At 69.2% G+C, this 13,430-nt stretch carries 11 protein-coding genes and 2 pseudogenes; 4 read left to right on the top strand and 9 right to left on the bottom strand.

The window, feature by feature from the left end; genetic code table 11:
- Positions 1-46: 46 nt before the first annotated feature.
- From H4687_RS24535 to H4687_RS24510, 6 genes are all read right to left on the bottom strand, one after another.
- On the bottom strand, positions 47-1,708 hold the full coding sequence (locus H4687_RS24535) for an FAD-dependent oxidoreductase (RefSeq protein ID WP_225966804.1): 1,662 nt from the start codon (positions 1,706-1,708) through the stop codon (positions 47-49).
- A 76-nt stretch (positions 1,709-1,784) separates the two neighbouring features.
- Complete coding sequence (locus H4687_RS24530; protein WP_046915937.1) at positions 1,785-2,570, bottom strand: SDR family NAD(P)-dependent oxidoreductase; 786 nt, start codon at positions 2,568-2,570, stop codon at positions 1,785-1,787.
- A 71-nt stretch (positions 2,571-2,641) separates the two neighbouring features.
- Complete coding sequence (locus H4687_RS24525) at positions 2,642-3,589, bottom strand: UTP--glucose-1-phosphate uridylyltransferase (protein ID WP_046915936.1); 948 nt, start codon at positions 3,587-3,589, stop codon at positions 2,642-2,644.
- Between the two features lie 1,138 nt (positions 3,590-4,727).
- A complete protein-coding gene (locus H4687_RS24520) occupies positions 4,728-4,883 on the bottom strand; it encodes a hypothetical protein (protein ID WP_159026165.1) in 156 nt (51 codons plus the stop codon).
- 274 nt (positions 4,884-5,157) lie between these two features.
- Positions 5,158-6,018 (bottom strand): MerR family transcriptional regulator, encoded by an 861-nt coding sequence (locus H4687_RS24515; protein ID WP_046915935.1) that lies wholly within the window; start codon positions 6,016-6,018, stop codon positions 5,158-5,160.
- A gap of 224 nt (positions 6,019-6,242) precedes the next feature.
- On the bottom strand, positions 6,243-6,446 hold the full coding sequence (locus H4687_RS24510) for a hypothetical protein (protein ID WP_046915934.1): 204 nt from the start codon (positions 6,444-6,446) through the stop codon (positions 6,243-6,245).
- Between the two features lie 44 nt (positions 6,447-6,490).
- On the opposite strand from H4687_RS24510, the gene H4687_RS24505 reads away from it, so the two are divergent.
- The 4 genes and pseudogenes from H4687_RS24505 to H4687_RS24490 all read left to right on the top strand — a co-directional run.
- Entirely contained in the window at positions 6,491-6,667 is a 177-nt protein-coding gene (locus H4687_RS24505) for a hypothetical protein (RefSeq protein WP_159026164.1), read from the top strand.
- Between the two features lie 622 nt (positions 6,668-7,289).
- Positions 7,290-7,997: pseudogene (gene lepB, locus H4687_RS24500) on the top strand (signal peptidase I); the annotation flags it as partial.
- Positions 7,998-8,176: 179 nt separating this feature from the next.
- On the top strand, positions 8,177-8,377 hold the full coding sequence (locus tag H4687_RS24495) for a hypothetical protein (protein ID WP_225966803.1): 201 nt from the start codon (positions 8,177-8,179) through the stop codon (positions 8,375-8,377).
- 417 nt (positions 8,378-8,794) lie between these two features.
- Positions 8,795-8,971: pseudogene (locus H4687_RS24490) on the top strand (TetR/AcrR family transcriptional regulator); the annotation flags it as partial.
- Positions 8,972-9,151: 180 nt separating this feature from the next.
- Here the strand turns inward: H4687_RS24490 and H4687_RS24485 are convergent.
- The 3 genes from H4687_RS24485 to H4687_RS24475 all read right to left on the bottom strand — a co-directional run bounded on the left by H4687_RS24485 (position 9,152) and on the right by H4687_RS24475 (position 13,305).
- Entirely contained in the window at positions 9,152-10,462 is a 1,311-nt protein-coding gene (locus tag H4687_RS24485; protein ID WP_078907384.1) for a DUF418 domain-containing protein, read from the bottom strand.
- Positions 10,463-10,585: 123 nt separating this feature from the next.
- Positions 10,586-11,650, bottom strand: a complete 1,065-nt coding sequence (locus H4687_RS24480) for a hypothetical protein (protein WP_046915932.1) — start codon at positions 11,648-11,650, stop codon at positions 10,586-10,588.
- Positions 11,647-13,305 carry a serine/threonine-protein kinase gene (locus H4687_RS24475; RefSeq protein ID WP_046915931.1) on the bottom strand — a complete coding sequence of 553 codons (1,659 nt, stop codon included), beginning with the start codon at positions 13,303-13,305 and terminating at the stop codon, positions 11,647-11,649. The genes H4687_RS24480 and H4687_RS24475 overlap by 4 nt, the downstream gene beginning before the upstream one ends.
- Positions 13,306-13,430: the final 125 nt, after the last annotated feature.

Below are 13,430 nucleotides of genomic sequence, written 5' to 3'. Positions count from 1 at the left end.
CGCTGTTCCGGCGCGGAATCCGACAGTGGTCGGCTCTGACCTGGCCCTAGCTCTTGGCCGGCTCGACGGACAGCGCGTGGCGGAAATAGTTGCCCGGGTCCCAGCGCTTCTTGACCTGCTGGAGCCGGGGGTAATTGCCCTTGTAGTAGAGGGTGTGCCAGGGGACACCAGAACGGTTGTACGCCGGATCCGCCATGTCGGTGTCGCAGTAGTTGATGTAACAGCCGTCCGTACGGCCGCCGATCACCGGAACGCCGTTGGTCTCGGCGAAGAACTCGGAGTACAGGCCGCGGATCCAGTCCAGGTGGAAGTCGTCGTCCCGCTCGGCCGGCCAGAACGTCTGGAAGGTCATCTTGAACACGCAATCGCGCTGCGCGTTAGCCGTAGCGTCCGGTGCGACCGCATTGACCCGGCCGCCGAAGGAGAACAGCACGAGCATCGTGTCCGGGTTCTCGAAGTCCGGGCGGGTCATGTACTTGTACAGCGCGGCAATCTGCTGGTCACTGAAGTTCTTTCGCATGTAGCCGGACTTGTGCACGGCCCGCGACATGGGGTCGGTGATTGTGGGGTTGTTGGTACCGACCATGCGGGTGGCGTTGAGCCATGGCATCTCGCGAGGCTCGGCCAGATTCGCCAGGTGGGGAATCTCCCCGTTCGCCTTGGCCATCGGCTTGGCCGCGAGGCCAGTGCCGGCGGTGATGGCGGCGACATAGTCGTCCAGCATCTTCCGGGCTCCGGGCACGGTGGCGTCGACCTGCGTGAACATGCCCAGGCTGCCGTGCGCCTTCGAGCTGACGTTGAAGAGGCTCGACAGGTGACGGTACGGGGAGTCAGGTGCGCTGTTGACCTCGTGCCAGGCGCCGAAGTTCTTCAGCAGCCGCGCGAACTTCGCTTCGTCAAGGTCGCTCCAGGGGAGATCGACGGCGTGGACGAGGACCTTGGAAGGCGGCGAGATCAACTGGTCGCTGGGTTTGACGCCCTGGGCATCGGGCGAGCGGAACCAGTAGCGGGTGATCAGCCCAAAGTTGCCGCCGCCACCTCCCGTGTGAGCCCACCACAGATCCCGGTTCGGGTCGTCCTTCTCCCGCGTCGCGATGGTGGTGCGGACCGTGCCCTTCTCGTCGACGGTGACGACCTCCACCGCGTAAAGGTGATCGACGACGAGGCCATGGGCACGGGAGAGCAGCCCGTAGCCGCCGCCGGATATGTGGCCGCCCGCCCCGACGCTGTAACAGATGCCGCCGGGCACAGTCACGCCCCAGCCCTTGTACAGGGCTTCGTAGACGTTGAGCAGCCTGGCGCCGGGCTCGACGTAGAAGGCGCGTCTGGACTGGTCGTACCCGACGTCCGTCATCTCGGAGAAGTCGAGGATGACCTCGATCTCGGGGTTGCACACCAGGGCGGCGAAGCAGTGTCCGCCGCTGCGCACCGAGACCCGCTTGCCGGCCCGGTGGGCGGCGCGCAGCGCGCGTTCGGCGTCCGCCGTCGAGCGGATCATCTTCACGTACTCAGGGGCGGCGACGTATCGCTGATTGTTCCCCGTGGTCAGCAGCGGGTAGCGGGGGTCGTCGGGCCCGATGAGGGCCCCGACGTCGTTCGACTTGCCGGCGTACGCCGGGGAAGCGGCCGTGGTCGTGACGCCGGCCGCAATCGCCGTGGCACCCCCGACGATGGCGGCGCTGCGGGCGAGGGCGGAGCGGCGACTCATATTGATGGTCATATACACCTCAATCGACGGGCAGGGTTACGGTGCGGTGAAGTGGCAGGTGCGAAGTGGCCTACTGTCAGATCTGGCGGAGTGCGCCGCCGTCGACGGCCCACTCCGCGCCGGTGACCTGGCCGGCCAGTGGGGAGAGCAGGTAAGCGATGACCCTGGCCACGTCGTCAGGGTGGCCGATCCGGCCGCTGGGCAGTCGGCGCTCCTCGCGGATGAAATGGTCGATCGCGTCGTCCGGGGACATCCCGTACCGCTTGGCGAGTTGCTCGGCGAAGCCGCCTGGCGCGTCGAACAGCGCGGTCCGGGTCGGCCCGGGAGAGACGACGTTGGAGCGCACCCCGAGCGGCGCGAACTCCGCCGACAGGGACTTGGAGACCGACAGCAGCGCGGTCTTGGCCGCCGCGTAGTCCAGCAGCGGTGCGTCGGGGAACCGGGCCGCCTCGCTCGCGATGTGCACGACGCTCCCGGATTTCTGGTCTACCAACGCGGGAAGAACGGCCTTCGTCATCCGGACCACAGAATGGAAGTTGAGCTCAAAGGTCGCTTTCCATTCTGCGTCCGTCGTGTGGAGAAAGCCATTGCGGGAAGCCAGCCCACCGGCATTATTCACCAGACCGTCGATACGGTGATGTCGTTGCAGAACAATGTCGACAACATGTCGGGCTGCGTCCGGTTCGGTTACGTCCACGGCTACCGAGGAAACGTTCTCACCGATCGAGTCGATTCCTTCCGTGGTACGTGCGACGCCGACGACACTGGCTCCTTCAGCCGCCAGTAGCCGCGCGGTGGCCTCACCGATTCCCGATGATGCTCCGGTGACGAGATAAACCTTGCCGGAGAGCTGCAGGTCCAACGCTTCTCCCTTTCTTCGGCCTTTTGAGACGGCACTTGCGCGACAGGAACATAGGTGGGGCGAGCAAACGCCTACGCAGCTCCGAGACCGCGTGCGGCCGGGACGTGGCGCTGAGATGTGCTCGCGTTCGATGTGACGAAGTCGCCGAGCCACTTACGGAACCCCGGGCCCAGGTCCTCCCGTTCCCAGGCGAGTTGCACGACGGCACGCAGGTAGTCGCCAGGATCCCCGGTGTCGTATCGGCGCCCGGAGAACACCACCCCGTGCACCGGCCCCGTTACCCCGTCATCCCCACACAACTCGCGCAGGGCGTCCGTGAGCTGGACCTCGCCACCGCGGCCCGGACGGGTACGGCGCAGGATGCCGAACACCTCGGGGTCCAGGACATATCGGCCGAGCACCGCGTACCCGCTCGGCGCCTCGGCGGGCGAGGGCTTCTCGACCAGGTCGGTGACCCGCACCACGTCGTGTTCGTCGGTGCCGGCCACAGCCGGGCACCCGTACCGGGCGATCTGCTCCCGGGGCACCTCCATCAGTGCCAGGACGCTCCCTCCGTACCGCTCATGAACCTCGGTCATACGCGTTAGCAGGGTGTCCCTGGCGTCGATCAGATCGTCGCCGAGCAGGACGGCGAACGGCTCCCCCCCGACATACGACGCGGCCTGCAGAACGGCGTGGCCGAGTCCCTGGGCGTCGCCCTGACGCAGGTAATGAATGTTCGCGAGCGCGGCGGACGACGTCAGCCGGGAGAGCTTCGCGTCATCCCCCTTTCCCCTGAGGACGCTCTCGAGTTCGAAACTGCGGTCGAAGTGATCTTCCAGGGAGCGCTTGTTGCGCCCTGTCACCATCAGAATTTCAGAGAGGCCGGCCGACACGGCTTCCTCCACCACATACTGGATGGCGGGCCTGTCCACTACCGGCAGCATTTCCTTGGGAACGGCCTTTGTCGCGGGGAGAAAACGCGTGCCCAGTCCAGCGGCCGGGATGACCGCCTTGGCGATTCGGCAGGTACTGGTCATGCATCGAATTTAGCTGTGGCCAGGGCCGCCTTGCGAGGAATCCCGGCAGCGCAGGGCTACTTCGGTAGTTCTTGCTTCGGCAGGCGTTCGACGGGTCGACCTAGAACGCCCTGAACTGGCGTTCTTGGATCACGAACCAGATGTCGCAGTGCGGACTTGCCGAAAACGCTGAAATCGATTGCCAACACGAACACGAAGCCCGTCGAGCCGACTGCCCTCTCGCCCTGCGCTCGCCATGGATCGTCCCCCGCCGTCCACCATCCTGCGAGGACGGAAGCATGACCGCCGGAGGGCGTCCGCCCGAGACGTCGCATAAGGACTGTCCGCAGACCGCGTCGAGCAGGAGTCGGGCCGCACTCCAGTACAGGGGTGGCCATGCCCCGTCCCACGGTCTTCCAGCACAGTGCGGGATCCTCACCGTCCAGGCAGCGAGCTAGCGTCTGAGATCGACTAGGGCGTCGGGTTCCTGCGGACCGCGTCCTGCGTGACCGCGTTGACGATGAGGCCGTCGTCAGTCACCACTTGGAGTAGCCAGAGAACGACTTCAACGGAAATCTGTGCACACGCGAACAAGCACTACAACCAGGGCATCCGGCCAAGCCCAGCTAGCCGCAATGCCAGTTCGCGCACGCCTTCTACCCGCCCTTCTTCGAAGCCGTGCCCATAGCGTGCCCGTAAGAACGGACAACCACGGTCAACAGCGGTGTGAACCGACCTGCACGACGACCGACGGAGAAGGAATCTGCGCAGGCCAGAGGCGTAGAACCCGCGCAAGCGCCATGGCTTCCCAAGCTGAGAGCGCGAGTTCGATTCTCGTCACCCGCTCCATGATGAAACCCCAGGTTAGCGACCTGGGGTTGTTTATTGTCTAGTCCAATTTGGGGGCTCCGTGCCCTCCGCGTGTCCTAACCCGACCTGGGTCACAAGGTGCGCGAAGGTCGACCAAGTCGCGTAAGCAGAGCAGCAGTTGTCAGGTGGGCCAGTGCCGCTGCTCACGCAACGGCCGTCGCGCCCAGAGGTAGAGATGGCCCGGAAGCACGGGCCGGCTTCGAGCAGATTCCTTCGGACGGGGACTACCTCCTGCCCCTGGACGAGGGTGATTCGCCCTCGTCCAGGGGCGCGGTCCGGCAACGGAGGCTCAGTGCGCGGCTCGGCGGGCCAGCGCCCCACGCGAGCGGGTCACCAGCGCGGCCAGCAGGGCGGCGCCGAGGGGCACGGCCACCAGGAGGGCGGCGAGCGTCTCCCAGGGGACGGGTCCCAGTGTGGCGCTGGGTTGGGATGAGGGTGCCGTCAATCAGGACCACCTCCCCACCCTGCCGGACGATCTTCTTGCACGTGCGGTCCAGGCGCGGGGCCCTTCAGATGTTGCCGCAGCAGACCGGCGAGGTGGTTGACGGTGCGCGTGGACAGCGGCAGACGGCACTGGTCGACAAGCGGGCAGGTGCCCTCGGCGTGCTCTTCGGCTCCCTTCGCACAGAGCCCAACGGCCGCCGGGGGCACCGTGGTTACGTTCGTGCTGCACCGTTCCAGGCTGCTCTTGTCGGGCTCGCCCCGAGCGCCGATGCCAGTCAGCAGGTCCGTGGGGCCGCGTCGTCGTCCTGACGGGCCGGGTAAAGCAGTTCGACTACACGTTCCTCGTAGCGGATGCGGGCCGGGGAGAAGTCGTACGGCATCTTGCCGATGGCCTCCCCCACGCTCATCCTCGCCTCGCCTTCCTCCTCACCAGCGTTCTCGTCGTCCTGGTCCAGGAGCTCATCGAGGGCCTCGTCCAGGCCGGATCTGTCGATGGTGGCTCCCAAGGCGGTCTCATGAGCACACCGCTGGGCAACCAGGTCCTCGATGCCGGGGTCGTCGGGGGACACGGTGTCGTCCAGGGCCCCCTCTGCCTCGGCCAGGCGGTCATCCTCGGCCCGCAGTTCGGGGTGGGTGGCCAGGGTGATGAACCGGTTGGCCTGGGTGGCTGCCCCCTCGGGGCCGAAGATACGCTCCGTGACCAGGAGAGTATCGAGATCGGCCGGGCGCAGGCATCCGGGCGGCAGATCGTGCAGGCGGCCACTGACCAGCGGTGAGAGCAGGCCCAGGGGGCTACCCGCCTCGCGGAGGCGGTGCACGGCGGCCTGCTGGGCTTCGATGGCGGCCGCCTTGGAGGCGAGGGCCTCCTCCAGTCGGGCCAGGGACTGTTCGATGCCGGTGGCGCCATCGAAGCTGGCCCGGATGTCGTCCAGGGAGATACCCACATCAGCCATCTTGCGGATCCACAGCAGGCGGATCATGTCGGCGTATCCGTAGCGGCGGCGGTTGTCACTGCCGCGTTCCGGTTCGGCGAGGAGCCCGATGGCGTGGTAGTGGCGGATGGCGCGGGGTGTGGTCCCGGCGAACGCGGCGGCATCGCCGATCTTGACCCGACGGGGAATCGCAGCAAAGGACATACGAGGGAACCTCTCAATGTCGTACTCGCCGCCTACTGGACCACATACCGCTACGGCACATGCAAACCGGCTGCCGCAGGCTCGCCCCGCGCTCCCACACCATCAAGGGTTCTCGTACGGATCGCTGCACGGGCGGAGAAAACGTCCCGGATGAGCGGACTTGGGAACAGAACAGGGGTGGGGAATTCAGTCCATGAGTGCCATCAGGGCGGCAGCGTCCGTGGTCACAGGCGAGTGGTGAACCGGCCGTCGGGCAGTTTCCGAAGCCATCTGGGGTCGGCCAGCCTGACCAGCTTCCCGGGCAACGGCTCCGGTCCGGCCCGCACGCTGACATCCGCCCCCAGCACCTCGCCGACCTGCCGAGCCATGACCGGCCCGGCAGCCTCCCGCACGACGGCCAGGATGCGCTGGTAGTCCGGCGGGAGCATCGTCTGCGAACGAGGCTGGGACCGAGCTGGAGCAACTGAAGTCGTTGATCTTCAGCACCGTTTCGGAGCTGTGGGAGGACAAGGAAGCCCTGGGCAAGTTCCTCACTGTCGTGCGGCGCAGCAAGACGTTCGCCCCGCTCGCCGACACGCTGGAACAGTCCACGGTCCGACCTGCGAAGCCCACGTTCTACGGCGTGAAGAGCACCGAGTTCCAGAGCTGAATGATGGCCGGGTGCGCCGGCCTCTGTACAACGGCCACACACACGGCGTCGGCCCCCACCCGCAATGGAGGCCAGGGCCCTCGTCTTCGCGTGCTCAGCCGCGTCACGCTGCCTGGATGGCGGGGCTGCCCGCGTCGGGGTTGGGGATGTCGGCGGCGTTGCCGATGCGGCTGGGTGTCGCATGGCGATCGGGACGGCGCCGGGTGCGGTGTCGGGTGCCCAGATCACTTTCGTTTTTTGGTGCTCCGCGTGCCCCTTGCGTACCCGGACGAGCGGGAAGCCACGGGGAACACCAGGCAATCACGGGGCCGGACACGCTGACGGCCCCTGACCATTGATCCTGGTCGGAGGCCGTTTCGCCTGGCGGTGGGTATCGGATTTGAACCCACGGCGACTCGCGCCACGACGGTTTGCGAGACCGTGTCCGGCTCGACGTGCCCATGGGGATGCCGCCGACCGCGTGGCCGGCTGAGTGGCTCCAACGGCGCGATGGGTGGAGCCAGGGGGAGCGCTGACAGTCCGGGAACTCTCGTTCGTTGTGACGGTGGCAAGCCCGGTGCTGTGCACACGGGGGGGATCACTTGGGACACGGTGCGCTCGGACCGAGCGCAGGAGTGGGGGCGTGGTTGTGAAGGGTCTTGCCGCTGGCGCAGGGTCGATGTCCGGGGACGACGATACCGACGGCGACGAGACGGGCGAGGACCAGCGGAAGGGGCGCTCCTTCTGGAAGGAGTTGCCGATCCTCGTCGGAATCGCGCTGGTGCTCGCGTTGGTCGTAAAGATCTTCTTCGTGCAGGCATTCTCGATTCCGTCTGAGTCGATGCAGAACACGTTGCAGGTCGGCGACCGCGTGTTGGTCGACAAGCTGACGCCGTGGTTCGGGTCCAAGCCGCAGCGCGGGGAGGTCGTGGTCTTCCACGACCCGGGTGGCTGGCTCCCTGACAAGGCTGAGGAGCCGAACGCGGTGCAGACGGTCCTGAGTTTCGTCGGCCTGATGCCGTCGGCGGACGAGAAAGACCTGATCAAGCGAGTGATCGGGGTAGGAGGCGACACCGTGGAATGCTCAGGGAACGGCCCTGTGAAGGTCAACGGGAAGGCGCTGGACGATCCGTTCATCTACCCCGGCAACACCCCTTGCGGTGACCAACCGTTCGGGCCGATCAAGGTGCCCGAGGGAAGGATCTGGGTGATGGGTGACCACCGCCAGGCATCTTCGGACTCCCGGTACCACCAGCACCGGCCCGGCGGTGGCACCATCGCCGAGGACCAAGTCATCGGGCGGGCCTTCGTCGTCGCATGGCCGCCCACCCGCTGGGCGACGCTGCCGATGTCACGGTAGCGAGCCACGTCGAGTGTTCAGAGTCCTCGCAGGGCAGCAGCAGATCTTGGCTTCTGGGGGGAACACCCGACACAACCTCGGCTCACCAAGTCGAGACGCCGGAGTGGGCTGACATCAGCGGCTGACACCAACAGGCGCGAACAGCGACAGCCGACCCCAGATCTCAGCGGATGCCCGACCGAAGCGCCGGGCCGGTCACCGAGGGGTTCCCGGAGGCACTCGGCCTGTGCGTGAGCACGGAGGGCATGCTCGACTACGACTGCCGCCACCGCGCGTTCCTCACCGATGTGGACGTCGGCGCCGTGCAGTTGGTCGTCGTGACGGGCACGGCCTCCCAGGCCAGGCTCTGGCAGGGCACTACGACGACCTGATCCGCACCTGCGCCGACCGCGTCGAGGGTGCCTCTCCCGACGTCGACGCCGAGGGCCGTGAGAAGACCACGACCACGGCCGTCGACAAGCTGTACTTACCGGGCGGTCACCGCGACGGTACCGAGGCCGGGAGGGACGGCCCGTACCGGTCATACCCCGGCGCAGAAGCCGTCGTGCTTCGGCACTGGTGCAGCCCCGGCCCACCCACCGCTCCCAAGTCCTTGACCCGCAACGGTATGAGCCGAAAGCCGGTGGAAGGTGGCGAGCGGCTCGAACCGCACCGCGGGTTCGTACGGGACCGCATCGGACGTCGTCGCCCTGCGCCCGTCCCAGAGCAGCGGTGGTCAGGTCCTCCTCCGGGACATGGGAACCAGCACGACGTGACCTCGCCGGGCAACTGGAGGGCGAGGGTCTTGAGCCCTGTCCCCGCTGGGCGGGACCCTGCTGTCCCTGGTGGAGCTGAGGTTCGCCCGCCCCGACCTGGATGGTGACGAGGCCGCGGTGAACCTCGCCGAGATGGTCCTGCGGATGCTGGGCGTCCCCCCGGACGACGCCCACGAGGTCGCCCGACGCCCCCTGCCCGACCTGCGCTGACGGATCCGCGCCGCGGGAAGGGCGCCTCCCACGGCCGGACCGCGGGCCAGGCGCGGCAGCCGCTACGGCGGGTTGGTCGGCCTGGCCTCTCCCGGGGCAGAACCGCTGATCGCGAGTGGCTGTCGAAGCGGATCAAGCCCAGTGGCCGTGAGGGTGCCCCTCCTGCTCTCCGCGGCGCGCTCAGCGCACCCGGCGAGCCAGTGTCGTCGCACGGTGGAGCAGGTGTTCCAGGGGGCCCCGGCGGAAGAAGCGTGACCAGGCCGTCGCGAAGAGGACGGCTCCGGTGATGAACGCGAGCAGCAGTGTGGTGGACGCGGACTGAGGTGGTGCGGCGGCTTCGCCGGGGAGGGCGAGGATGACCAGGATGTGGCCGACGTAGAGGGTCAGGGACATGGTGCCGACGGCGATGATCAGCGTCGCCGCCCGGCCCAGCCACGGCAGCCGGGCCAGCGCGACCGTCAGGCACAGGAGCACGGTGATCGCGATCCCCAGGCTGCCGATGAGGTCGAACGTGGAACCACTGTGCGGCTCGGCCGCCAGCAGCCCCCATGCGTCAGGGCCCCACAGCTCACCGCCGACCGGCATGTCGAAGGAAGCCGCCGCCGTGCCGGAGTCCTTCATGGCCTCGAAGTCCTCCATGGACGGCATCCCGCTCATGATCCTCTGGTCGCCACCGGTCCACCGCAGCACCAGCCACGAGACGCCGTACCCGAACGCGATCAGCGCCGGGCCGACCACGGCCAGCCGCCGCTGCACCGCCGCGGAGGCCAGATCCAGGCGGCCCAGCGCCATGCCGGTGACCACGAACGTCATCCAGGTGATCGCCGGGTAGAGGCCGGTGAGCAGGAAGTCGAGCACGCCCACGCCGGAGAGGCGGGCGATCGGGTCGTACGAGTCGACGCCGCTCACGACGGACTCCGTGAGCAGCGACCGCAGGGCGTACGCCACCTGCGGGGTGACGACCGCGAGCGCGACCGCGATGGTCGCGAGCGTCCTGGCCCGCAGCCGCAGCAGGGGCAGGGCCAGCAGGAAGTAGACGGCGTAGAAGTTGAGGATCCCGGCGCCGCCGAAGTTCGTCGTCGCCAGCGCGACGCCCAGGACCAGCAGGACCACGGCCCTGATCACGATCCGGGCCCTCGCCTGTCGGCCGGCCAGTCCGGTCTTCGGTTCGAGGCGGCCCGCGATCAGTGTCAGCGAGAATCCGGCGAGGGTGGCGAACAGCGCGGACGCGCGGCCGCTCGCCAGGCCCAGGAACCAGTCGCCGACGCCGCCCCCCGGCGTCGGAAAGGGTCCCACGTGCACGGCGAACATCCCGAACACCGCCAGTGCGCGGGCGAGGTCCACCGCGACCAGCCGCGTCATCGGCGCGGTGCGTTCCGCCGCCGGGGCGGGCGCGGTTGCGGTTGCGGGTGCCGGTGCGGACTCGGGCGCGGGTGCGGGTGCGGGTGAGCCGGGCGGTGAGGGTTTCTCGGTGCTTTCGATCTCGGTCACCGGGACAACGTCGCCGAGTCGGATGCGGTCCAACCACCCGACGATCCACGGGAGTTGCCCCGCCGGGCGGGCTTCTCCACCCCCCGATCGGCGGGTCGTGAACCGGCCGGCCGGTTCGGTCCGTCAGGGGCAGTCGTACGTGACGGGGACGGTGACCGCTCGCTGCGACGGGGAGAGGATGCGCAGTTCGGCCCGGCCCTCGTGACGGCCCTTGCCCTGGAACGTCCACAGCAGGTGCAGGCGCGCCTGACGCTGGTCCCGGACCAGCACTTCGCGCAGGACACCCGAGGTGGTGCCGTCGCTCCGGATCCACCGGTAGGAGAGCGTGCCCGGACGGCCGTTCGTCCTGACGAGGCCGACGATGTCCGCGGTGCCGTCGCACCCCAGGACCTTCGGCTCGGCCGCGACCGCCACCGTACGCACCTGCACGGACGGACCCAGGCGCTGCCAGGCGAGGAACGCGAGGACGCAGAGCACCACCAGGGCGGGCAGGGCGTGCCGGCGCAGCCGTCGGCGCCGGGGCACCTGGACCGGCTGCATGGTGGGCAGCGTCCGGTGGGTGCGGTGCGCGACCTCGGCGGTCACGCCCGGACCGAAACGGAGCAGGGTGCCTTCGACGCGGTCGGGGGGCGTCGATCCCGGCTCCCCGTCCGCCTCGGACTCCGATCGTGTCTGCGATCGTGACAGCGACCGTGACTGCGACTGCGGCTCCGGGGAGAGCACCGGTGTGGGCTCGGACGCGGGCCGCGTCGGGGAGTTCTCGACGAGTGTGTCGCCGGACTGGGGCCGCTGGATCCAGTGGCTGGCCAGCACGGTCGCGCTGTACTCGGCGTCGTCGTAGGCGGGGTCGTAGGCGGGTTCGCCGCTCGGGGGGTGACCGTCGGCGGGGTCGAGACGGACGGTGGTGTCGTGCGCGTCGGCGAGGCCGAGGCGGACGGTCCCGCCCTGGTCATCGACCGGGCCGAGACGGATGGTTCCGCCCCCTTCATCGACCGGGCCGCCCAAGCCGGCGGAGCCGAGACGGACGGTGGTGTCGTGCGCGTCGACAGACCCCAGCCGGACGGTCCCGCCCACCTCGTCGACCGGGCCCAGCCGGACAGTCGCTCCCTGCTCGTCGACAGAACCCAGCGCCTGCGTCGGCTCGTGGTCCCCGGACGGTGTCGGAGGACGGTCGTTTCGCGTGGTCACCGGATCTCACACTGCCTGGTCAGCAGCTGCTGCGACGCGCCGCCGTCGGCGGAGGCCGGGCTGGTGGTGCCCTGGACCGCCCAGTAGCAGCCGCCTCGTCCGAAGGTGTGGTCGACGGTGATCGTGTACTGGCTCGCGCCATCGCGCCGGAAGGTCTGGGACGCGCCGTCCGGTGCGCCGAGCTGTCCGGAGCCGTCGCCCTTGAACCACGAGACGGTGACGGAGACCGGGCCGGTGCCGTCCGTGGTGATGGTGATGGTCGACGTGGCGGTCGTGGGGCCCGTCTGCCGGAAGGCCGACACCGTGACGTCCTTGACGGCCGTGGCGGCGGGCGCGGAGGGGGCGGACGTCGTCGGCGCCGGTGGGCTCTCCGTGTCGCTGTCGCCGGGCGGCGTCGTGTCCGGGTCCCCGGTCGAAGGGGCGGAGGCCGAGGGCTCCCCCGTGTCGGTGGGCGACGGCGCCGAGGGCGACAGGCCGGGTGACGCCGACGCGTCGGCCGACTCGGAGGCGGTCGGGGCCGGGGACGCAGACGCGGGGGTGGTCGCGGCGGTGGGACCCGTCGTCGTACCGGGCGCGGCGCTGGTGGTGGCCAGGGCCTGGGCCGCCTCCTGCGGAGCGGCTCCCGGGGCGTGCTGGATCCCGTAGGTCAGGAGAACGCCCAGCAGCGCGGCGGCGCCGGACACGAGCATCCCGGGCCGGCCGGGTCTCCAGGACCGCGCCCAGCCACCGCCCGGGCCCTGACTCAGCACCGTGCGCGCGCTGTCCGTGCTGGTCCGGGGGCCGCCGCGGGCCGAGGGCAGCAGCAGCGGCAGCAGTGCCACCAGCGCGGCGAGCCGGCCTCGACCGCGCTCCTCCCAGTCGGGCCCGTAGGCGCCGCCGGCGGCCGCCTCCAGATCCGAGACGAACGCCTCGACCTCCGCCGGCCGCTCCTCCGGGTCCTTGGCCAGCCCCCGCCGCACCAGATCCCGTACGGGTTCGGGGACCTCGTCCACGGGGACGGGCGCGTCGACGTGCTGCAGGGCGAGTTCGGCGAGGTTGTCGCCCGCGTACGGCTTGTGGCCCGTCAGACACTCGAAGAACGTGGCCGTGGCCGCGTACACGTCGGCGGCGGGCGAGGCGGGCGCGCCCGTCCACTGCTCCGGGGCCATGTAGGACGGGGTTCCCGCCACACCGGCGCTGGTGCCCGCGTCCACCGCGATCCCGAAGTCGACGAGCTTGGACTCGCCGTCCGGTACGACCAGGACGTTCTCCGGCTTGTAGTCGCGGTGGACGACGCCGATCCGGTGCGCGTCGGCGAGGCCGAGCAGCGATCCCTTGAGGATGACGAGCGCGGCCTCGGGGTCGAGCGGGCCCTGTCTGGAAAGCAGCGCCCGCAGCGAGACGCCGTCCACCAGCTCCATCACGATGGCGGCGCCGTGCGGGCTCTCCACGTACTCGTACAGTCCGGTCACGTGCGGGCTCTGCAGTCCGCCGAGCAGCCGCGCCTCGGCCCGGAAGTCGCGTACGAAGCCCGGCCGGGTGCGCAGGGGCTCGCTGAGGTACTTCACCGCGACCGGAACTCCGGTCTCCTCGTGCACGGCCAGTACGACCCGCCCGCTCGCCCCGGACCCGAGTTCGAGTGACTCGGTGTATCCGGGCACCGCCCATGTGTTCATTCCACCCCCAAGGCCGCCGTGCGCCGCCGCCCATCCACTCCCCCGGGACCGGGCCGCGTGGAGAGTGAGACACATTTTCGGCCATCGCGGTTGCGGGCGATAGCCGCGGGTTCCACCGTTCTGAA

Source organism: Streptomyces stelliscabiei (genome assembly GCF_014873495.1).
In the GTDB taxonomy this organism is placed as follows: domain Bacteria; phylum Actinomycetota; class Actinomycetes; order Streptomycetales; family Streptomycetaceae; genus Streptomyces; species Streptomyces bottropensis.
Note: the sequence above shows the minus strand (reverse complement) of the source record. Positions and strands in the feature narration are given on the sequence as shown.